This window comes from Pseudoalteromonas sp. SWYJZ98 (assembly GCF_015864495.1).
In the GTDB taxonomy this organism is placed as follows: domain Bacteria; phylum Pseudomonadota; class Gammaproteobacteria; order Enterobacterales; family Alteromonadaceae; genus Pseudoalteromonas; species Pseudoalteromonas distincta.
In genome coordinates this window covers 45,880-68,722 of sequence record NZ_JADYXA010000006.1, presented here as the reverse complement: position 1 = coordinate 68,722, position 22,843 = coordinate 45,880, and the positions used below count along the sequence as shown (strand labels likewise).

Here is a 22,843-nt window from a genome sequence, read left to right as displayed (position 1 = left end):
AAAGCAAACTACAAAATTAAAAATCTCCTCCCCCCCAAAATAGACTACACCTTAGCGCCAAAATCTACGTTAAACATCACTAAATGAATAGCCAAGCACATATAAAATACATACCGCAAACACTTCCATAAAAGCCGTTAAAAAACACCTAAACCAAATTGGTATAACAAAAAATCATTTAAAAAATATTTAATTTTACTAATTGGTAAGTTTTAATTTTTAAATTGGTATGCTAGATTGAGATTAAGCGATGCCTGTACCGCACAATTTTTACTTCATCACACAGAGACAATAATGATAAAAAATACATCCACATTTAAACTTACGGCTTTAGCCGTTATCACCCCTTTACTTTTTACCGCTTGTTCAAGTACCCAAAGCACTAATCAGCAAAGCGATGCGCCGGTACCTGCAACAAAGTTTGATTTATCTCACTGGAAAATAAATGTACCAGTGGATTTAAACAACGACGGTAAAATTGATGAAATAGATGTAGAAGAAATTCAGACTTACGCACACCCTGATTTTTTCTACCTTGATGAAAAAGGCTACATGGTATTTACCTCCCCTAATAAAGCGCTTACAAGTGCTAACTCTACTAATACCCGTAGTGAACTTAGACAAATGATCCGTGGATCAAATACTAAAATTAAAACTAAACACTCTAAAAACAACTTTGCTTTAGCTGTTCACCCGCTATCTGACAGATTTGGTTCTGTTGGTGGAAAAATGGAAGCAACATTAAAAGTAGATCACGTTGCGCTACGTGCTACCGACCCTGATAAAAAAGCAGCTTACTCGGTTGTTATAGGGCAAATTCACGCAGGTAAAGATCAGGCACTTATTGATACCAAGCTTGGTTATGGCTGGGGCAATGAGCCACTTAAAATATATTACAAAAAATGGCCAGGACATAAAACAGGCTCAGTTTTTTGGAACTACGAACGTAACTTAGCTAAAACGAATCCTGATCGTACAGACATTACTTACCCAGTTTGGGGTAATACATGGGAAAACCCTAACGAGCCAGGCGGTGCAGGTATTGCACTAGGTGAAGAATTTAGCTACACGGTAAATGTGTATAAAAATGTTATGCACCTTACATTTAGCGCACAAGGCAAAGAAGACGTTAATTACTCTATTAACTTAGGTAATAACGTAGATGCTTATGGCAAAGTGGACGAAAAAGACCATCCACATGGCTACGCTGCAGATTGGCATTACTTTAAAGCCGGCGCTTATAACCAATGTAGTACTAAAAGCGCGAAAGGTATTTGGTACCCAGGTTGTTTAGGTACTGGCGATTGGTCTACAGATAAACAAAATGGCGATTACGCTCAAGTAAGCTTTAGTAAACTAGCGTTAAGCCCAGCGACACCGCCAACAAAATAACTAGGCTAGTACAGCCTCAGATAAGTAATTTTTTAGTGATGTAAACAGTGGCGTTGGTAGATTATTAATATCGTACCAGCGCCACTTTAAACATTTATTAGGCTCTTTAAGCTCAGGCTCTCCGCCTTCAAAATCAGCTTTTACATACAGCGTAATATAGTGTTTGTTCTCTGCTGTAAAAATATCATTGGTAAAATCAAGCTTAGTAATTTTACTTACCTTTAAACCTGTTTCTTCAAACACTTCTCGTATTGCACATTGCTCAACACTTTCACCAAACTCTAAATGTCCACCAGGTGTTGCCCATGTATTAGCACCATGCGCGCCAATGCGCTCACCTAGTAAAATTGTGTTTTGGTGCTTTATGATAACCGCCACACCAACTCTTACTACGTTACTCATATCGTATTTTCTCTTATTTTTACTGCCCGCCATGCTGAACCACACGCTTTGTGTTGTCAATTTGGTATTTTTAAAACCAGTGTGTTGATTAACTTTTAGCCGACCAAGGTCGAATAGCTTGCTTACTAAAAAAAGCCTACATTTTGTAAGGTCTCTCACACACAAATTTAGCTTTAGGAGCCTTACATGTCAGGCGAATATAAACAGCAATATAATGCCTTTAAACAAAACCCAGCCGAGTTTTGGCTCGAACAAAGTAAAAATATTCCATGGTATAAAACCCCCACAAAAGTATACACACAAGACGACGACGGGCTTTACCATTGGTTTAGTGACGGGCAATTAAACACCAGTGTTTTAGCGCTAGACCAGCACGTTATTGCCGGATTTGGCGAGCAAACTGCACTGATTTACGACTCTCCAGTCACTAATACAAAGCAAACTTATAGCTACTCACAACTACAACAAGAAGTTGCTAAATTTGCAGGCGTAATACAATCGTTAGGTGTTATAAAAGGCGACCGCGTTGTTATTTATATGCCAATGATCCCACAAGCTGTTATTGGTATGTTGGCGTGCGCGCGCCTTGGTGCTATTCATTCGGTGGTATTTGGTGGATTTGCTGCACACGAACTGGCTGTACGCATTGATGATGCCAAGCCCAAGCTTATACTTAGCGCCTCATGCGGTGTTGAAGTAAACAGCGTTATTGAATACAAACCACTCATTGATAACGCAATAGACTTAGCTGCGCATAAAGTAGAACACTGCGTTATTTATCAGCGTCCACAAGTAACCGCCACTCTTAAGCCTAAACGAGACATAGATTGGACTCAGGCAATGCAAACGGCTGCAAGCGCAGATCCGGTGCCGGTAAATGGAGATGACCCGCTTTATATTTTATATACCTCAGGCACGACAGGCACACCCAAAGGCGTAGTACGCGAAAATGGCGGTCACGCAGTGGCAATGCAATACAGCATGGCAACCGTTTATGGTATGAAGCCCGGCGACGTATTTTGGGCAGCGTCTGACATTGGCTGGGTAGTTGGGCACTCTTATATAGTTTACGCACCGCTAATGTATCGCTGCGCGACCGTATTATATGAAGGTAAACCCGTTAAAACGCCCGATGCTAGTGCATTTTGGCGCGTGGTAGAAGAATATAAAGTAAATGCATTATTTAGTGCCCCCACCGCATTTAGAGCAATTAAAAAAGAAGACCCAAATGCCGATGGTTTTAATCAATACGATACCTCAAGCTTAAAACGTTTATTTTTAGCTGGCGAGCGGTTAGATCCTCCCACTTACGAGTGGCTTAAAGAAAAAACCAAACTGCCAGTGCTCGATCATTGGTGGCAAACAGAAACCGGCTGGGCTATTGCTTGTAACCCTGTAGGGCTTGAGTACTTAGCAACAAAACCTGGCAGCTCTACCGTGCCAACTCCAGGTTTTGACGTGCGAATATTAGATATGGATGGCAATGAATGCAAAGCTAACGAGCAAGGCGCCGTGGTAATTAAACTGCCACTTCCACCGGGTTGCCTACCAACAATTTGGCAAGATACTCCGCGCTTTAAAGCAAGCTACCTAAATGAATACGAGGGGTATTATTTATCTGGCGATGGCGGTTATATTGATGAAGACGGCTACCTATTTATTATGGGCAGAACCGACGACGTTATAAATGTAGCAGGGCATAGGCTTTCTACCGGCGAAATGGAAGAGATAGTAGCCGCGCACCCTGCTGTTGCTGAATGCGCTGTTTTTGGTGTAAACGATCCCCTAAAAGGGCAACTCTCTATGGGAATGATCGTGCTTAAAAATGATTTTATGGGCTCAAGTATCGACGTGGAAGAAGCACTTGTTTTAAGTGTTCGTAATCAAATTGGCGCTATTGCGTGCCTTAAAAATATAGTTAGCGTAGATAGGCTGCCCAAAACACGCTCGGGTAAAATACTGCGTAAAAATTTACGTCAACTAGTTGATGGCGAAGAACTACAAATACCTTCAACCATAGATGATGCCAGTATCTTTGAAGAAATAAACCAACAACTAACACAAAGATAAACCCAACCAACCTATCTAAAGCCATTTTTATAATGGCTTTTTATTTCATCCTTATATTTGATCCTTTGACTTAAGTTTAGGTTTAGTTTTAGTTTTAATTTAACCAATAACTGAAATTTTTTACGGCTTAATGCTTTCTTCTTTTAATAGCGTTATTAATTTAATCAATTTTAAAAGGAATGGTGTATGCCCCGCTTGCTACAAAAACTATTAACTACAGCCCTATTATTTATAGGCTTTGCCACACAAGCCTATGAAATAGAAGACTTAGGGGACGGCTTACACCGCTTTATAGACGACAGACACCGCTCAGTATTTTTAATCACTTCTTAAGGTGCAATTGTTACCGACCCGCTTAATAAAAAAGCCGCCACCTGGTTAAACGAGCAAATTAAAACCCGCTATAACGTACCGGTAAAGTATGTAATTTATAGCCATAATCACAGCGATCATATTTACGGCGCCGAGGTATTTAAAAACCCGCACACCACGTTTGTAGCGCATAAACTCGCTGCGCAAGATATTAAAAACACGCAAATGAAAACGGTAATGCCCAGCCTTACTTTTGATAACGAGCTACTACTTACCCTTGGTGATTCCTCAGTAAAACTTAACTACCATGGTCCAAACGATGGTCGTGGTTCGGTTAGTATATTATTCGAAAAGCAAAAAACGTTATTTGTAGTTGATTGGATTGTTATTGGCAGAATGCCGTGGCAAAAGCTGTGGAGTTACGATATTCAAGGCATGATTAACTCAACCCAAGCGGTACTCAAATATAACTTTGATACCTTTGTAGGCGGACATGCCGATATTGGCAGCAAGGCTGATGTAGCGCGCTATTTAAGTTATTTAGAGCTTTTATACAGCCAAGTAACAGCAGGCGTTTTAGCCGGTAATACGCTTGATGAAATTAAACAAAATGTAAAATTAGACCAATTTAGTGACTTTAAACAGTTTGATGCATGGTTACCGCTTAACATAGAAGGCGTGTACGAGCGTTTAATGGAAGAGTCTGGTATGGGTTGGCGCAGCGATTTATAAGTTTGAACTCAGTGGACTAAGCTCTGAGCTCTAAACTCAATATTATAAGCATTGGTATTGGCGTATTTAACGCAGTACCAATGTACTTATTAATTAGTTAAATAGACGTCAAAAGCCATATAAGTCACCTTTACAATATCCTTACGTTTGCTTACAGCACTATACAAAAAAAAGTTTATCCTAGGCTTTGTATTAAGCTACATAGGACTAATAAACATGAACTTATCTTTAAAAATAGTTTTAGTAATGACGACCGCGCTTATTATGAGCGGCTGCACTGTATATCAACATGGTCCCAGTGCGCATAAACCACATAAAAAAGTCGTTAAAGTAGTCACGCCTGCTTTAGTAACTGAGCACAACTCTCCAAACATTGTGATCGTAAAAGCCAAGCCCACAAAACAAGCCTGCACTAAACACGATGATCATTGGCATTGTAAGGCTCGATAAAAAACGCTTTGTTAAGTAAATTCGCTTAGGTAAAAGTAAACTACGCTGCTTTTAAATGGGGCTTTATTATTGGCAGCACAAGCGTTAACAGTACCTCCTAGGTACAGGTCATACGAAAGATGTACGAGAAAAACACTTACATATACCACTAGAGTATATATAAGAAAGATTAGGTGAACAGAGATTCAATAATAAACTGATATGTGCTGCCATCATTTAAAAGAATTTCAATAGCATCAATTGTTAAAAGAAGAATACCCGCGCATTTACCAACAAATTTAATTCAATTTCACTGTTTGAAATTGTTGCTACTGACATTCCCTTGATAGTTATATTTCCTGAGTAATTATTTTTAAAATTGATTCTGGGCTTTTCACTCAGTTAAGGCTAACACTTTAAGTACCGTTCTGATTCTTGGACTTGATTGAATATCCATTCTTCATCTAAACCATTAGTGCGTGCATGTGGAAATATGGCTAGATAATAGGTTTCTTCATTATTTTCCCGGGTAATCAACCAGTGACCAGTCATTCGACCTCCCTTTGCTTTTCCTCTAGCTTTAATTCCAGCTTCTACTTCTAACAGGTTAACGTCTAACGTTGAATTATCGGTATTGGCTACAATACTACTGATCGAGGTTTCTTGGGTCATCATTTTAAGGTATGAATTTGGAAGTACAGGAACATGAGTGTGCTTATAATTAGCAAATAGGCCCTTACGTTTAAACTTAATATCATGCTTTACTAAATCAGTAGAAGCTGAATATTCGGTTTCACCCTCTAATTTTGAAATGACATCAAGAACGGCTCCTGTATTCAAGCTGCATTCTCGACTAACGCACGCGAAATCAAGCAAAGTCAACTGAGAAAGTAAAAAATGGGAAACTTGGTTCTTGTATGACTTAGTAAAAATCGTGTGCATATGATTATCCACAACAGTTTTCCATCTTGCCTTATTTTCAATACATCTATAAAAATTGAATCTCTTTCCACGCGGTAGTTTATTTCCAATCTTATGTTTGTACAAACGCTCGAGGAGCCACGTCCTATCACTAACTTCTGGGACAATTCGATCTAACGATTGTCTTATCGATTTTTCAATGTCTATATCAGAAAGCATTATTTTAACTCCTTAAAAGCAGAACAATTTAATCTTCCGCGTATCATGCATACGACACTCGCATCCTTTACTATTTATAGTTTTAGCAAATTACTTAACACATTACTATCACTAAGTTTTTATATTCTCAGCGTTAAATTAAATATTTTTGAGTATAAAAAACCGCACTAAAGCAATTTTAAAGATGCCTTAGTGCGGTTTTTATATTTTAAATCTAAGTATTCTAAGTATTAAAAAAAGCGTATTAACTAAAATCGACCACCACTTCATAACGCCCAGGCATGTCGTTTACTTCGTATACCCAACCGTGTCGTTTTATTATTTTTTCGCTTAACTCTAATCCTAAACCGTAGCCAATATTGGCAGGCTTGTTTGTGTTATTAGCAGTGTGTGGCATATCCGTTTGTTCGCTGCTATTTACTATAATCACACGGCTGCCCTGCTGAGTAATACGCACTTGCCCTTGTTGCGTATGCTGATACGCATTACGTATTAAGTTAGTAAGCACAATGTGGCATGCGGTGGCTTCGGTACTAATAGTCGTACTTTGGTTATCAGTATTTATAAGTACATCAACTTGTTTTGAATTGAGTAAATAGTCGAGTTCGTTACCCAAAGTCGTTATTTTTTCGGCTAGGTTTACAGGCTCTGGTGCACTTTGCTGGTCGTCATTTCTGCTAAGCCACAATAACATCTCGGTTAAATCGCTCATGGTTAAACCTGCGCGCTCTATTCGCTGCAGTGTAAGTTGCTGTTTGTCGCTTAAAGGTGCTTTTTCGCTTAAGCGGTTAAGTAATTCAACGTTGCTGCGAATAACCGAAATTGGTGTACGTAACTCGTGGCTCGCATAACTTAAAAAGCGCTGTTCTCGCTCAAGGCTGTCGTGAGCTGAAAGTAAGCTACTGCGTATTAACGTTGCTAAGGTATTTAATTCGTTATAGGTAAAATCGGGCGGCGTGTTTTGTAAATTATTTTGATTTAACGACTTAGCCCAATTGCGTAGCGATTCAACTGGCTTAGCTATTTTTTTCATTACCATAAACAAAAAGAAGGTAAATAAGGCAATGGCTGCAAAACCTGTTATGGCTATCAATGTCATGCGGTGTATTGGTTTTACAGTTCCCATTCTTTTAGGGCGATCTTTTTCAAGCATAATGCGCGATATATAACGCGCCTCACCATTTGGGTTTTGATAGTAAACAACAAAAAACAAGTCTGCGGGCATAGCAAACAATGAGGTGTCATCTTTCATTTTTTGTAGTACGCCTGCTTCATTTGGCATAACTTCAAATTTTTGCTGTATTATTTCTGGCATGTCTTCCCAACGGCTTGCCACATTAAATCCAACAATATTTTTTGGCTGACCGTCTTCAACTTCAGTGGTTTGCGAAAGCTCAAACATAACTCCGTTTAACCCTCGGTCTAAGCCATCAATAAAATAATTAACACTTAAAAACGAAAAACCAATTGCCATTAATGAACTTAAAAGCACCATGGTGGCAAAAAAATACAACCTCAGGCTGGGTCTAATTTTCATGCTTGTGTCCCATTTTTTAATTTTAGCGCAAACCCTACACTGGGTATTGTTTCTAGTATGGCTTGGCAATGCGCCTGCTCTAGCTGTTTACGCAAATGATGAATATGCACTTTTAAGCTATTGCTGTCTGGCTGATCGTCTCCCCATATTGCTTGCATAATTACCTGTCGGGTTACCGGTTTTTGCTGCTCTCGTACAAGCACTTCTAATAACTTAAAAGTGATGGGTGATAACTTTAAACTGTGCTCTTCCACTGTTGCTGTATGCGCGGTTAAATTAAGTGTTAAATTAGCAAATGTAAGTCGCTTAACCTCTCCACTTTTACGCTTTGCTAATACTTGAACCCGCGCTACTAGCTCTTTCATCGCAAATGGTTTTACTAAATAGTCGTCACTACCGGCTGCAAACCCCTCAAGCTTATTGTCGAGGCTATCGCGCGCTGTCAGCATTAATACTGGTATATCAATGCCTTGCTCACGCAATGATTTACACATGGTTAAACCGTCCATTTTGGGCATGTTTACATCTAATATAATCATTTGATATTGATTACGTTCTATTAAATTTAAACCCATTACGCCATTGCTTGCATGGTCACACTCTATTGACTCAATTTCGAGATAATCAACAATGGTGGTTGCCAAATCTATGTCGTCTTCAACCAGTAGTACGTTTATCATTAAGAGGCTACTTCCTGCGTTTTATTTTTAGCACCTAGCGATATTAGCACAGCATCAATACCGCGTTTAGCATCGGTTTGAATCATCAATAATGCAGGTATAAGTATTAAGGTAATAACCGTGGCAAACAAAATACCGTAGCCAAGTGATGCCGCAGCAGGAATTAAAAACTGTGCCTGCATTGAGGTTTCGCTAAGTAGCGGCACTAAGCCTGCGTAAGTTGTAATTGAGGTAAGTAATACCGCACGCAAACGACTCGTACACGACTCAACAATGGCATCGTGCGTGCTCATGCCCTCTTCTTGTACTAGTTCGTTAAAGCGCGAAACAAGTAATAGGCTGTCGTTTACAACTACTCCACTGAGCGCCAAAATACCATTTAACGACAATATACTAATGGTTAAGTCGTTCCACCAATGTCCTAAAATAGCGCCCACAATGCCAAACGGAATTGCTACCATAATCAACATAGGTTGAATGTACGATTTAAGCGGAATAGCCAGCAACACGTAAATAACTAATAAAGCCGCTACAAACATAGTGCTCATTGAGCTGGTGGTTTCGCTTTGTTGCTCTGCCTCTCCTGCAAAATACACACTTAAATTAGGAAATTGCTGTGTTAACTCTGGAATTAAGTCGCGCTTTAAATTAGCAACTAACTCGTTTGGAGCAATCACGTTTTTATCTACTTGGGCGCTTAAATAAATTGCACGTAGTCCATCAATGCGGGTTATTTCATCTTGCTGATATTCACTGCTTACTGTGGCTACGTTAACTAAAGGGACAACCGTGCCATCGGGTAGGCGAATACGCGACTGCATTATATCGGCAGGTGTTTTACGAGCATCTTCTGGGTAGCGTACACGTACTTTAACTTCGTCTTTATTACGTTGGTAGCGCTGTACAACTGCACCACCAAAGGCTTGCAGTACTTGCTTTGATAAACTAGCTGTATCCATGCCAAGCGCGCGCCCTTGTGCATTTAGGGTAAATTTAAGCTGTGGCTGACCTGGGTTTAAGTTGTCGTCTATTCCGTTAACGCCTGCGGTATTTTGTAAGCGCTCCTTAAATAGTGCACCCGCCGCCATTACGGTTTCGTCGTCCCACGCTTTAAGTTCAACTTTAAAGTTATCGACCATTTTACGCGTGGCTAATATTTGTAATTTTTTACTGCCCTCAAGGCTACCTGCTACGCGCTGCCATTCTTGAGCAAATTCGCTTGCTGTAAAAGCGCCTTCGTTTAATAGCTCAACGCTTACTTCACCGCTGGTGTCGCTGCTACTAATGACTTGTAGGCTGGTTATTTCGCTTTTGTCAGAGCTCAACTTGGCCATTAAGTTTTGCTCTGCTTGTAATGCACTTTGCTCAAGCGTTAGTAAATTTGTGTTTGTTTGCCCATAAGCAGCGTCGTTTTGCATAACTAAATCGGCTGTTACGGTGTCGCCTGCAATACTTGGGAAGAAACCAACCTTTACTGTGCCTGTCATTGGCATGCCAATAACCAGTATAAAAAAGGCGATAAACGCAGCGACTACGGCGTATCTAAAGCGCAGTGAAAATTCAATAACCTTGCAGTAAATGTTTTTACTAAACCAGTTTAAGCCACTATCAGCACCATGTTGTATTTTTGACCACAGACCTCCTAAGCCTTTTTTAACTTGGCGTTTAGTACTAATGTGGGCTAGATGCGAGGGTAAAATAAGTTTTGATTCAACAACTGAAAGCAGTAAACAAATAGTTACTACTGTAGCAAATTGAGAGTAAATTTTACCTAAGTTACCTGACACATTCGAAAGCGCCACAAACGCGGCAACGGTGGTTAACACCCCAAATATTGTTGGCACGGCAACCTTCATAGTACCTAAAACCGTGTTATTTAATGTATCGCCATGCTTTTTACGTGTGGTGTAAATACTCTCGCCCACAACAACGGCATCGTCTACCACTATGCCCAGCGCCATAATAAAGCCAAAGGTGGTCATTTCGTTTATGGTCAGTGCGGTGTAGCCATCGGTCATAAAATAAAGCGTGCCAAAAAATACAAACGGCAAGCCACCAGCCACCCATAGCGCTACGCGTACGTTTAAAAATATGGCAAGTATTACAAACACCATAATAATACCGGTCACCGCGTTTTTAGTAAGTAGCGATAAACGCTCGGTGATCATGGTGCTTTTGTCGTGCCAGCTTTCAAGCTCTACGTTTTGGGGTAATAAACCGCTTTCGTGCCATTTATCTATTACGCTATTAGCTTGCTCAACAATGGTAGTTATATCGCTGTTATCGCCCATTAAAATTTCAACGCCTATGGCATTTTGTTGGTTATAACGGCTTAATGAGTTGCTGTCTTCGGCAAATGAGTCGGTAACTGTGGCTACATCGCCTAACTTAATTTGCGTGCCTGATGCAGTGCTCAACAATACAGTATTGGCAAAGTCACGCTGCCAGTAAGCTTGGTCGGCGGCTTTCAAGCGTATAATTTTACTGCTATCGCGCAAACTAGTCGAAAGCGGGCTTGATGACTCATTGTTAATAACCTCGCTTATATCGCTAATAGTTAAGCCATACGCTTGTAATTTACCTTCGTCGATTTCTATGGACATCATCGGGGCGAGCACACCCGATTGCGCTACGTCGCTAATGCCTGATTGCGCTAATAAATCGGCTTTAAGTTTTTCACCCAGGTTTTGTAATGTATGGCGATCGGCATCCCCAAAAAGTTGCAGCGTTAATGCATGATCTTGCCTACGGGCTTTATCAATAACAGGTTGCTCAGCATCTGCGGGAAAGTTATTAATAGCGTCAACTTGGTTTTTAACGTCAACAAGTAACTCATCGAGTGAGTAATCAGTACTTTTTTCAATGCTTACATGGCTGCCGCTAGCATCGGATGTAGAGGTAATACGTTTAATACCTGATACGGTTTCGAGCGCTTCTTCAATTTTTAACGCTATTCCTTCTTCGGCTTGCAATGCATCGCCACTGTCGTAAACCACCGATACCGAAATAGTATCTGGCTCTAAACTCGGAAATGCCTCTTTACGTAAAGTCGTAAGCGACATAATACCCATTACAATCACACTAACTAACAATAAGTTAGCGGCAACAGAGTTATTTGCAAACCAATTAATAATACCATGCAGCGGGTTATTATTACTGGGTATTTGAGGTGGTTGATGAGGGCTCATTATTGTATCTCCTCAACTATTGGATTTACTTTCATGTCGTTTAAGTAACTAACAAGTGGGCGCGCCACCACTTTTAGATTTTTAGCACCATCTACTGGCGTAATATATACGTAATCCCCACGCTCAAATACTTTATTAGCGTGTGTGCTTACTAAGCTATTTTGATCATTGACGTACCAAATTAAGCCATCTTGAGATACCGCCGAAGCAGGCAGTTTTATTACGTTACTTAACTGCTTACCGGCAATTTCTACCGCTAAAAATGTGCCAGGCAGTAACGGCGTTGTTTGCTCAAACGGTTTATCTAAGGCAACAATTACGCTGCGTTGACGCGAGCTGTCATCAAGGTGTTGCTCAAAACGTGCAATATAACCGTTCCATTTAGTATTAGTGGTTACATCAGTTAAAATAACCTCGCCTGATTTATTATTTGCTAGGTTTTGCCACTGACTTAATGAAAGCGGTACCGTTATTTCTACTTTGTCAGTGCTGTTTAGCGTGGCAAGCGTGTCGCCAATACTCACATAAGTACCTAAATCTATATCGCGCGATAAAATAACAGCGTCAAATGGTGCACTTAACTGGGTGTTATTTACATCACGCTGTGCGGTTTTAAGTGCATATTGTGCTTTATCGAGCGTAGCTTGCGCGGCTTCTAACTGCAGCGTTCTAAATACAAGCGGCGAGCTTGGCGCTTGCGTAACGCCTGAGCGATCCCATTCACGTTTTGCTTGATTACCTAAATCTTGTTCTTCTTGCAGTGCTAGTTTTGCATCAGCCAATGTTGCTTTTGCGCTAGCTAGAGCTTGTAAGTATTCGGTGTCATCAATTTGTGCAAACACCTGCCCTTTAGTTATTAAGCTACCGGTCGCAAATTGCTCGCTCATACTGGTTACTTCGCCTTTAACTTGTGCTTTTAAGCTAAGTGACCAATGCGCTTTAGCTTCACCGTGGCCGCTAACATAAGCCTGATAAGTGCTCGGAGCTGCATTAATTACCGATACATTTGGGGCAATAGCTTTAATAGCGGCTGGTTGTGGGCTGTTTGCTTGTTCAGTCATTTTTTGACCGTTATACATAATAGCAAGCCCTATACAAACAATAGCAACAAGCGTTACAACAACCGGTGTTGGCGAAATTTTCATGACGATACTCCAAGGCCCAAAGCGAGGCCTAAATCTATGCGGTTAGTTAAAAGGGTGTAGTTTATTTGGCTAAGCTGGGCTTGCAGGTCGTATACTTTTTGTTGCACTGTTAGCAAATCTAAAATATCAACCAAACCTTGTTGATACTTACTTTGATAGTTACTAAAGCTGCGTTTAGCGCTAGCAAGTGCATTGCTAATTTGCAGTTGCTGCTCGGTTAATGATTGCTCCTGCCCGAGTGCATTTTCAACTTCGTTTACCGCACTTAGCAGCGTATCTTGGTACTGCCAAAACGCTTGCTCGGCATTTAATTTTGCAATATCAACTTGCGCACGCAGTGCTCCACCTTCAAATAAAGGGGCACTTAAACTGCCTAATAAACTCCACACTGGGCTGGTTAATAATGATTGGCTTGGCGTGCTTGCAAAATCACTCAGTGATGCCGAAAGCGAAATACTAGGTAGTAGCTCTTTGTACGATACATCAACCAAGTAATGCTTTGCCTGAATGTTGTAATAGGCACTTTGTAAGTCAGGTCGGCGCGCTAAATCTTGCTCTGGTAATGTACTTAATGGCTCAATAACGTTTGGTAGTGTTAATGTATTTGGCAGGTTTTTAAGTTTATCAGTGCCTACAATTAGCATTAAAGCACGCTTTGCTTTTGCTATTTGCTCTTGATAGTCGGCAATGGTTGCGCGAGTAGATGCCGTGCTAGTACGGGCGGTATCAAGCGCTTCTAAATCACCTAACCCATATTGGTAGCGCTCTACAATACTTTGCTCATTATTTTGTAAAACAACTAAACGTTGCTTCTCTATATCGAGCAAATTTTGCTGCAAAATAATATTTAAATAAGTACGAATAACACTCGCTACTAATGTGTCTTTAGCGCCTTGATAGGTAGCTTGGTTACTGGCAATAGTCATATCTTGCGCGGCTACATTGTCAGCAATTTTTTGCCATATATCGGCTTCCCAACTTATACCTACTGATGAGCTGTATTGCGTGCCTTCGGTTTCACTGCGCTGCGCGTCAAATCCCGCATCTACACTAAACCACTGACTTGCAGCAGTTACATCACGCTGCGCATAAGCTAATTTTAATGCAACATGCACTTGATTAAACGATGGGTTATTAGTAACAGCTTGCTCAATAAGCGAATCAAGCCCTTCAATATCCACCAAATCGGTAATGTAATTTACTTGCTGTGCGTTATTTTGCGTGTACTGCCAGTTTGTATGTTGTTTTAGCGACTGCTCAGTACTATTACCTTGATAGCTTGGCTGACTACTACATGCAGCAAGCGTACAACTAAGTGCAAATAACAAACTGGTTGAGTGCTTTTTAAAATAAACCATTTAACTATGCCTAATTCGTACTATTACACATAGCTTATTAGGGCAAGGGTTAAGAGTGGGTTAAAAGGAGTTAACTTACTTTAGACAAATTAGTATTTGCCTCGCTTAGCCAAATTACGTAGCCTTTGGCAAAAATACTCATTCAAAACCCACATGCATAAATTAATTTTTACCCTTTTTTTAATACTCCCTACGTTATTGCAGGCTCAAGTCACTTTAAGCGATAAAACGCTTATTTATAGTGGTCAAATCAACAAACAAAATAACAATACAGCAGCTGAGCTGTTAAAAAACAATCCCACAATTAATACCTTTACTATTACCAGCGGCGGCGGAAACATAGCTTTAGGAATGGATTTAGCCGAGCTAATTTTGGCGCATAAATTAACCGTAAATATAAAGCAGTTTTGTTTTTCATCGTGTGCTAATTATGTGTTGCTTGCTGGGCACCCTACTACAATAGAACCTAATGCAATTATCGGTTGGCATGGCGATGCAGCCTCAGCAAAATGGTTAGACAGTGATATTGATGCCATGGTAAAGCATTTAGAAGAGCCGCAAAAAAGCCAAAAGTGGGAAGAATTACGTGCTCATTACGATGAGGTAATTAATAAAGCAAGCCTGCGCGAAAAAGCCCTATACAAAAAATTAAACGTAAATCATGATTTACTCACTGTAGGGTTAAAACCCAATTTACGCAGCGCAGCTATAAAGCAACGTGCCCGTGGCTGGACTTATTCACCTAAAGTGCTTAACTATTTTGGAATTAGCAATATTAGCTATAATAATTGGCAACCTCGCTCAGCTAAAAACTTCCCCCTTCTTATTATTAACGATCTTAAATAATTAATTGGTACCCCTCCATTTAGTAACACTCTCTTGTTTGCAATATAAACCCTGTTAAGCGCAGGGTTTTGCTTTTTAGGACATTTTCAACCTCAATTGAATACTCAATATTTATAATACAAATACAGATTAAACTTTTAAATCTAATTGATATCAGTTATCATTCGCAACATCATTAACTTTTTATATTAACAATAATGAACAAGCTAATTAAGTTTACCTCAATATTATGCGCCCTTGCTTTAGCTGGCTGTGGTGGTGGCTCTGGCAACACAGCCCCGCAGTTTGCACAACCTAATTTAAGCTTTACTGTAAATGAAGACACTCCATTTACTGCTCAAGTAACAGCCACCGACGACGATATCCTTAGCTACACACTTGCTAATGCACCAAGTAACGGCACTATAGCAGTAGAAGCAAATGGTCAATTTACGTATACGCCTTTTAGTAATTATTATGGCGAAGATACCGCGACCATTAGCGCAAGCGATGGCAACTTAACAGCAAATGTTGTAGTACGTTTTAGCGTAGAAAATGTTAATGATGCACCACAGTTACTAACCACTAATGTGTTTGTTACCTCTTCAACCACCACACAAGGGATTATTACTACGCAAGATTTAGATGGTGACACCGTAACTATTAGCTTAATTACACCACCTAGTAATGGTGTAATGAGCATAAATAGCACCACGGGTGAATTTACCTATGAGGCACAAACTCTAAGCAGCATTGATGAGCAATTTGAAATTAGTTACACAGATGGCCTAATTAGCGAGCCATTAACTGCAATTATTTCGTTAAGCCCTTCTTATGTAACTAACGAAGACAAACTTAATTATTACTACAGTTCTAGACTATCTCATCTAAAACAAGCAGATGAACTAAGCGCAAATATTGCTGACGAACTGTCTCGTTACGATATATACGCAACCCAAGCTGCGGCCTATGCGCGTGCAGGATTTTTAGATACTGCTAACGACTATTTAGCACTTATAAACGAGCAAACGGCGCGTTCTTCGGCACTAAAAGATGTGGCGCAAGCACTTGATGAAATAGGCCAAACAGAGCAAGCAAACGATTATCGCGTCCAAGCGGTAGCGGCCTACAACCAATACTTAGCTGATAAAGGTTTCGATAACATTGCCTCATCAGACGCATCAGCACTTTACTCTTTAGTAAAAAGCTACCTAGACGCCGATCAAGTCTCGCAAGCAAGTAATTTGTTGAATACAATTTCGTTATACGCTGAGCAAGTACGCGAAGACGAATACACATCAAGCTATGGCTACTTTTTAAATAGCGTACGCTTATCAATAGATGATGCCCTACAAAGCTATGCACAAAGCCTAGATGAAAGCGATTTAACTCAAGCCAAATTACTTGCCAATAACTACGCGCAACTTGCGGTAAAAACGGGTTACAGACTTGTACGTAGCGGCGAATACGAAGGCCAACCATACGAGCAATACAAAACGTTGCACGGGGCTTGGGCTGCGCAATACCTTTATAGAGCTGGCGAATTTGAAACAGCAAAAGATTACACTAACCAAGTCCTTGCTATGTATGACTCTACCGGTTTTGATAGTAACTACGCCTACTCAGCGTCGCCATACAGCGCCGCTACATTAGATAACTACACTTACCCTATTCAATTTTTAGCGGGCTTAATTGAAGGCTTATACCAAAGCGACGAAAACCCAGCAATAACGCTGTCAGACAGCGAAACCGATATAAACAACGCGCAAGAGCAAGTATATGGCTTTAATATAGCTAACCGCCTACTTGCCGGTGAAGATATAACAAGTGCCGCAGCACAAGCTCGCAACTTTTTTACTGAAAATGGCGATTACAACGAATTTTTTAGAGCACTTACCGAACTTGATAACGTCCCAGGCACAGGCCTAATTTTAAGTGAGGCCGGCAGAAACGACTTAGCACAGCAAGTATTTACCTATGCGGGCGACTTTTTAGCCTCTGATGAATACATTAGCAAAGAGTCATCAACCACGTTTTTAACGGGTTTCAAAGGCTGTAAGTCATTAGTAAGCTTAACAGCGCGAGTTGGTGGTGATACAGCAAGTGCGGCTAATAAATGTTTAACCATACTTAATACGCTTGATGATGGCGACATACGCACGCTAAGTAATAGCTCATCAATTACGGCGCATAATCAAGTAATAGTATCGCTAATTGAAGGCGGCTTAGCGGAGCAAGTGGCCGGTGTACACAATCAACTACTTAGCTATATTGCACTAAATGAAGATACCGAAGACAGATTTGAAGCCCGCCTAGAAACCTTAGGTTACTTAGTTAATGCAAACCAAACATCGCTTGCAAGCACCACTTTAAATGATGCAATTACAGAAATAACACCTGCGTTAAATGAGTTAACAAGCGATCAGCTAGAAACTATTTTAGCCGCTGTTAAAGCCGAAGTAATTGGTTTAGAAGAAGCTCAAACAGGTGAATTTTTACGTTATTCTATGCTTTCAAGTATGGGTTCAAACGCAGCGAACATTAGCGACTTTTCAGCAAATTATAGTAATGCAAAAACACAAGCTAGCACGCTTTTAAATACGCTTGAGCCTCTTATTTTGGGCTTTGCCGATACAATTATTGCCGACAACATGGCAGACTTAGTTAACAGTTTTACGTTAATTAACGATATTAGCAAAGCACAAAGCTTAATTAGTAACGGGGTTAATGGCGAAGCCGATCAGCTTGAGCTTTACATAGGCATGACCAACTTAGTCGCCTCTCGCGATGACTTTAGAGGCATAGCGATAGCAAGCGTAGATACCGACCACGACGGCTTACCTAACTTCTTTTTACCTAACACCAGCGATGAAGACATAGCCTTAGCAGGATTAATTGCCGACCAAGATGCCGATAACGATGGCGTCATTGATAGCGAAGACACTACCCCACTAGGTATTTAAATAAGAGCCGTAATAAATGCAGACACCGACTACCCTCGCGTGTCTGCTTTTGCTTTCTCAGGGTGTATACGCCGCAGAGCAGCAACAGCAGACCGAACCAAAGCCACAGCCATGCAACGAACTTAAAGATGAGCAAAAAGAGCGCTGTGAAGCACTTGAGCATATTGAAGTAAAAGGCCAGTACATAGGCATAGAAGTACCCGAAGTTATTGGGCGTTCTTATTTAAACCGTGATTTTATAAACGCCACACCTAAAGGCAATGGCGATATAAATGAGCTAATTGCATTGCTCCCTGGCGTGCAGCTAAGTAACGAAGCGTACTCTATTGGTAGCTTAGCTGAGATCAGCGCGCCAGAAATATCAATCTCAGGGGCGCAGCCTTGGCAAACAGGGTTTTCGTTAGATGGGTTAAATTACAATAACCGTATAGACCCAGCAAGCAGCAGCCGATTAAGCTCTTCATCAGACGATGTGTCGGGTGGCGTACAAAGTATGAACGTGAACTCCGATATAGTTGAATCAATCACAGTTTACGACCATAACATACCGGCTGAATTTGGTGGTTTTTCGGGTGGTATTGTTGATAGTAAAACCAAAAGCGTATTTGCAAACAACAGCTTTAGTTTTGGCGTGCGGGGGAATCAAAGTAGCTGGGGGAGTTATCATTTTATTGAGGCTGATCAAGACAGTTCACAGCAAAATGTTGACCAAAGTACTCTTGAAGAGCCTAAATACGAAAAAATTAGCTATAACCTGCGTGCTAATAAACAAATTAATGAGCGCCATGGATTAATGATGAGCGTTAATTACTTAACCAGCGACATCAGCGATTTATCGCTAGGGGAAGTAAAAACCCAAAGCAGAACAAACATAAATGCGATTGTGAAGTATGGCTACCGAAATGGCTGGGTAGATGCACTAGATTTAACACTAATGTACTCCCCATACGAAGTTGATAACTTTATAACGGATGCCAAAGACAGTGACTTTCATTTAGAAGGCGGTGCTATTGGCGCCGTTGCGGCATTAACCGAGCATTTTGACTTTGCATCGTGGCACAGTAATCTTAATTTTAGTATGAGTGACAGCAGCCGAGAAGGCCCAGCTCACTTTTATAGCTGGCTACAAGCCAAAGGGAAAGATTGGGGGCAATACGCCGACCAAGGCGATGCGCAAACTCGTTACTCTCGCCAAGGGGGATATGGCGCCCTAGATAATACCCAATACACCACCAGCTGGAAAAACACCCTTGATTTTAAAACGCTGGAGTTTGCAGGCACTGAGCACCGCATTAAAGCCGGTATTGAACTTATTCGCCAAGAAGTAGAACGCGAACGCATACAAAATAGCTACAGCTACGACTCCCCTATTATATGGTCTAGCGCGAGTACGCCACTTAATTGCAGCGGTTACACACTTGATTGCCAAGCACTTCAAACCACTATTTCTATTGATGAGTTAGCAGCACAACTTGGTGGCGAAATTGATTTTAATAATCAATCGCACATTACTGCCTATACAAATAATGTAACCGCTACAGCGCAGTATTTTAATGGCCGTTTAGTCACCCCTGCCGAATACATTAACGTAACACTTAATCGTGCCTCGTTTTATGTAACCGATAGCATCACATTAGGGCAGCTAAACCTAAACTTAGGTATGCGCTACGAATATGATGACTTTTTAGCAAATCATAATATCGCGCCACGTATATCGCTGGGTTACGACGTATTTAACGACAACCGCACTATTATTAGTGCAGGCGTTAACCGCTATTACGACTCTGCCATTATTGGTTATAAAGTCAAAGAACAGCAGCGTTTTTCATATCGAGAATACCGCCCAATTGAAAACGGTTACCTGCAAGGGTGGCTACCTTCTAACTATACTGGCGCGTTTAAGTACCGCTTTGATGATGTAAACACCCCGTACGATGACGAACTCGCATTAGGTATTGCACATTCATTTGAAAAAGCAGGTAATGTATCGCTTAAATATGTCAAACGTAAAAAGCATCAGCAATTTTCTCAGGTTACCGATGAAGAAGCAGGTAGCGATGGCTATAAATATATTCGTATGACCAACGAAGGTGATGGTAGCTCAGAGCGCTATTCTATTTCGTGGAGCGCGCAGTTTGGTAGCCATTCATTATGGGCTAACGCCTCATACGCTGAAAACAAAGTCTCTAACGACGACTACAATGCCACTGCTGAAAATACCCCCCTTGACGAACTCGTTTACTACGAAAATGCAAGTGGCAGCGGCGAGCTTGTAACGCTTGGACAACTTGATCAAATTCGTACAAACTTTGGCACTCCGATTACCGGTGCGCTAGGTTGGAATGTTGATTGGAGCAATTCATTAAGCACAGGGCTTAACGTAACCTTCAGTGATAGCTACACCAGCGCAGTGAGTACCGGCGCAAGCGAAAGCATAGGCCTTGAACAGAGCTGTGCAAATTGTCCTGCAGAATCAACACTTGTTGATGTATACGAAGAACAAGAAATTCGTGCCAGAACCATGCTAGGCCTTAGCCTGCGCTATAGCCACAACCTAACAAAAACCCAGTCAGTTGAAATAAGAGCAGATATTTCTAACTTGTTGAATGCACGTACTTACACAGTAAACGAAGGCGCATCTGGTATTGAGCCTGGGCGTATGTTTTGGCTAGGAGTTAGCTATAACTATGATTAGGTTATTAAGCATTTTTTTTCTGTGCTCATTTAGCTTAAACGCCACACCAACAAGTAGCCACGATTTACGCTCACTGTATAGCAAAGGCCAAGCACACTGGCCTGCTATTCAAACCAGTGATGGCAGAAGCGTTGAGCCCATGTCGCTTTTGCCTGTAGCCTCGCCAAAACCTGAGCATGTTGCTTTAGGTGACAAGCTCTTTCATGATGTGCAGCTCTCGCGTAATAATACCGTTAGCTGCGCAACCTGCCATGAGCGCGACAAAGGCTTTCATGATGGCCGCACAACCGCAGTGGGTATTGATGGGAAAATAGGCACACGCAATACCCCTGCAATTTTTGGTATAGATCAGTGGCAAAGTTTTTTTTGGGATGGTCGCGCTAAAACAGCTGAGCAACAAGCACTTATGCCCATTAGCAACCCAATTGAAATGGACTTAGATCCACAAAAAGCTTTAATGCGGGTCAATAAAGATAAAAGCTATACGGCATTTAATAAAAGTGCTTTTAATTCAAATACGCTCTCTATGGCACAAATGGCAGAAGCCCTCGTTGCATTTGAGCGAACACTCATTGCACCTAATACTCGCTTTAAATCATTTATTAATGAGGTTCAGAGTAATCCAAAAAAAGCGCTGAGACGTTTATCCGATAATGAATTAAACGGATTACATTTATTTAGAACCAAAGCAAAATGTATGACTTGCCACAATGGCGCACTATTAAGTGACAACCAATTTCATGGCACTGGCCTTCATTACTACGGCCGTAGTTTTGAAGATAAAGGCCGGTTTAATTTTACAAATAATCCAAGTGATATAGGGTTATTTAGAACCCCTTCTCTACTTGGTTTAACTGAAACATTTCCTTGGATGCACAATGGGCTTTTTGATGACCTACTAGGCATAGTAAACATGTACAACCATGGTGGAGCAAGACCTAAGCCTAGGAAAAGCCAATTAAACGATCCACACTTTCCTAAAACGACGAAACTGTTAAAACCATTAAAACTCACCAAGCAAGAGCGTTTAGATCTTGTTGCATTTTTACGGATTTTATAAGTTTTGTAATTGCTCTATCAACCATTTATGAATAGGGCTGTTATTAGTACGCGGGTGCCATGCGGCTATTACTTTAAATGTAGGGGGCAGAGCTTCTATTTTTAGCTGTTTAACTTTGCTGTTTGGTAATAATCTTGATGGGTAAAACGCGAGCATATCGGTTGTATGTAAAATGTCGGGCACCGCAGAAAAACTTGGTACCGACATAACAATATTACGTTTTAGCCCTTGGCTTTCAAACCACTGATCGTGCGATCCGCGCAAATTTGCACGAGATGGCGACACCACTAGCTGTGGATACTTTGCAAATTGCGCCAAACTCAAAGGTTCAGTGTAAGTAGTGTTACCTATACCGGTAATACACAAATGCTGTTCTTCAAACAAAGTGATATAAGAAAGGTTGTCGGGTATAAATTCTGGAAAGCTTATCAGCAAATCAAGCTCGCCTGCCGTTATAAGTTGATTAACGTTATCTGATGCAAAGTCGCGCACAATCAGCTTTAAACCTGGCGCTTCGCGGCGAGTAATATTAAATAATTGCGGCAATAAGGCCTGCGTGGCGTAGTCGGTTGCGCTTATGGTAAACACACCTTTATAAGTTTGCGGGCTAAACTGCTCGGGCTCTAGTAACGACTCTAATTGCTTTAAAATATTATTAATAGGTGCCTTGAGCCCTTGCGCTTTAGGAGTAGCAACCATGTTATTGCCTTGGCGAATAAACAAGCGATCGTCAAATAAGTCTCGTAGTTTTCGTAGTTGCTCACTAATAGCTTGTTGCGTTAACCCCATTTTTTTGGCTACTTGTGAAAGATTTTGCAGTTCTAATAAGCTACTGAGTACTCTTAACTGTTTTATATCGAGCCGACTGATACCATTCATAATTGTATGCTGCACAAAAAAGTATTGTTTCAAATT

15 protein-coding genes and 1 pseudogene are annotated in these 22,843 nt (G+C 40.8%); 8 read left to right on the top strand and 8 right to left on the bottom strand.

What is annotated here, in order from left to right; genetic code table 11:
* The first annotated feature begins 294 nt into the window (after positions 1-294).
* The gene (locus tag I6F10_RS06635; protein WP_024605809.1) at positions 295-1,392 is read left to right on the top strand and encodes a polysaccharide lyase family 7 protein; all 1,098 of its coding nucleotides are present in this window, start codon (positions 295-297) and stop codon (positions 1,390-1,392) included.
* Here the strand turns inward: I6F10_RS06635 and I6F10_RS06630 are convergent, their stop codons facing one another.
* Positions 1,393-1,794: a nucleotide triphosphate diphosphatase NUDT15 gene (locus I6F10_RS06630; RefSeq protein WP_024605810.1), complete on the bottom strand. Its 402-nt coding sequence runs from the start codon at positions 1,792-1,794 to the stop codon at positions 1,393-1,395.
* 186 nt (positions 1,795-1,980) lie between these two features.
* On the opposite strand from I6F10_RS06630, the gene I6F10_RS06625 reads away from it, so the two are divergent.
* The 3 genes and pseudogenes from I6F10_RS06625 (at position 1,981) to I6F10_RS06615 (ending at position 5,358) form a co-directional block, all read left to right on the top strand.
* Entirely contained in the window at positions 1,981-3,864 is a 1,884-nt protein-coding gene (locus tag I6F10_RS06625) for a propionyl-CoA synthetase (RefSeq protein ID WP_197098656.1), read from the top strand.
* A gap of 186 nt (positions 3,865-4,050) precedes the next feature.
* Positions 4,051-4,908, top strand: a pseudogene (locus I6F10_RS06620) (MBL fold metallo-hydrolase).
* A 216-nt stretch (positions 4,909-5,124) separates the two neighbouring features.
* Positions 5,125-5,358, top strand: a complete 234-nt coding sequence (locus I6F10_RS06615; protein WP_182715588.1) for a hypothetical protein — start codon at positions 5,125-5,127, stop codon at positions 5,356-5,358.
* Positions 5,359-5,745: 387 nt separating this feature from the next.
* Here the strand turns inward: I6F10_RS06615 and I6F10_RS06610 are convergent, their stop codons facing one another.
* The 6 genes from I6F10_RS06610 to I6F10_RS06585 form a co-directional block, all read right to left on the bottom strand.
* Complete coding sequence (locus I6F10_RS06610; RefSeq protein ID WP_170072665.1) at positions 5,746-6,477, bottom strand: hypothetical protein; 732 nt, start codon at positions 6,475-6,477, stop codon at positions 5,746-5,748.
* 244 nt (positions 6,478-6,721) lie between these two features.
* On the bottom strand, positions 6,722-8,014 hold the full coding sequence (locus I6F10_RS06605; RefSeq protein WP_197098655.1) for a sensor histidine kinase: 1,293 nt from the start codon (positions 8,012-8,014) through the stop codon (positions 6,722-6,724).
* Positions 8,011-8,694 (bottom strand): response regulator transcription factor, encoded by a 684-nt coding sequence (locus I6F10_RS06600; RefSeq protein ID WP_197098654.1) that lies wholly within the window; start codon positions 8,692-8,694, stop codon positions 8,011-8,013. Before I6F10_RS06600 ends, I6F10_RS06605 begins: the two co-directional genes overlap by 4 nt.
* Positions 8,694-11,882, bottom strand: coding sequence for an efflux RND transporter permease subunit (locus tag I6F10_RS06595; protein WP_197098653.1), 3,189 nt, complete (start codon positions 11,880-11,882; stop codon positions 8,694-8,696). The genes I6F10_RS06600 and I6F10_RS06595 overlap by 1 nt, the downstream gene beginning before the upstream one ends.
* Positions 11,882-13,027 carry an efflux RND transporter periplasmic adaptor subunit gene (locus I6F10_RS06590; RefSeq protein WP_197098652.1) on the bottom strand — a complete coding sequence of 382 codons (1,146 nt, stop codon included), beginning with the start codon at positions 13,025-13,027 and terminating at the stop codon, positions 11,882-11,884. The genes I6F10_RS06595 and I6F10_RS06590 overlap by 1 nt, the downstream gene beginning before the upstream one ends.
* Complete coding sequence (locus I6F10_RS06585; protein ID WP_197098651.1) at positions 13,024-14,385, bottom strand: TolC family protein; 1,362 nt, start codon at positions 14,383-14,385, stop codon at positions 13,024-13,026. Before I6F10_RS06585 ends, I6F10_RS06590 begins: the two co-directional genes overlap by 4 nt.
* Positions 14,386-14,538: 153 nt before the next feature.
* Here I6F10_RS06585 and I6F10_RS06580 point away from each other — a divergent pair, with 153 nt between their 5' ends.
* The 4 genes from I6F10_RS06580 (at position 14,539) to I6F10_RS06565 (ending at position 21,928) form a co-directional block, all read left to right on the top strand.
* Positions 14,539-15,231 carry a hypothetical protein gene (locus tag I6F10_RS06580; protein ID WP_231619900.1) on the top strand — a complete coding sequence of 231 codons (693 nt, stop codon included), beginning with the start codon at positions 14,539-14,541 and terminating at the stop codon, positions 15,229-15,231.
* Between the two features lie 197 nt (positions 15,232-15,428).
* A complete protein-coding gene (locus I6F10_RS06575) occupies positions 15,429-18,173 on the top strand; it encodes a cadherin-like domain-containing protein (protein ID WP_197098649.1) in 2,745 nt (914 codons plus the stop codon).
* Between the two features lie 16 nt (positions 18,174-18,189).
* Positions 18,190-20,868, top strand: a complete 2,679-nt coding sequence (locus I6F10_RS06570; protein WP_197098648.1) for a TonB-dependent receptor plug domain-containing protein — start codon at positions 18,190-18,192, stop codon at positions 20,866-20,868.
* On the top strand, positions 20,861-21,928 hold the full coding sequence (locus I6F10_RS06565; RefSeq protein ID WP_024605820.1) for a cytochrome-c peroxidase: 1,068 nt from the start codon (positions 20,861-20,863) through the stop codon (positions 21,926-21,928). The genes I6F10_RS06570 and I6F10_RS06565 overlap by 8 nt, the downstream gene beginning before the upstream one ends.
* Here I6F10_RS06565 and I6F10_RS06560 read toward each other — a convergent pair.
* Entirely contained in the window at positions 21,923-22,840 is a 918-nt protein-coding gene (locus I6F10_RS06560) for a LysR family transcriptional regulator (RefSeq protein ID WP_197098647.1), read from the bottom strand. The genes I6F10_RS06565 and I6F10_RS06560 overlap by 6 nt on opposite strands.
* Between the last annotated feature and the right edge of the window lie 3 nt (positions 22,841-22,843).